The organism is Streptomyces sp. NRRL S-1022 (genome assembly GCF_000720135.1).
Taxonomy (GTDB): domain Bacteria; phylum Actinomycetota; class Actinomycetes; order Streptomycetales; family Streptomycetaceae; genus Streptomyces.
The window spans coordinates 1-314 of sequence record NZ_JOIU01000178.1; the positions used below are offsets into that span (position 1 = coordinate 1).

A 314-nucleotide genomic window follows, 5' to 3' on the forward strand; every position below is an offset into this window, starting at 1 on the left:
CGACAGCAGCTCCTAGGTGTCTAGAGGGCGAGACGGCGGGACAGGTCCGAGGCGAACACCGCGCGCGGGTCGAGTTCGGCCCGCAGGGCCCGGAAGTCGTCGAGGCGCGGGTACATCGCGGCGAGCAGTTCGGGGCGCAGCCGGGCGTCCTTGGCGAGGCAGACGCGTCCGCCGGCCGCGGCGACCTCCTCGTCGAGGCCGTCGAGGAACGCTGCGAGGCCGGGCAGGCGGGCCGGGAGCCCGAGGGCGAGCGACCAGCCCGGCAGGGGGAACGACAGCCAGCCCGGGCCGGTCTCACCGAAGCGCTTGAGGAC

Annotated in this window: 1 protein-coding gene; it reads right to left on the reverse strand. The window is 75.2% G+C overall.

The window, feature by feature from the left end:
* Window positions 1-20 precede the first annotated feature (20 nt).
* Window positions 21-314 (reverse strand): D-arabinono-1,4-lactone oxidase (locus IG05_RS0141405; RefSeq protein WP_030349214.1); only part of this gene is annotated, 294 nt, incomplete at its 5' end.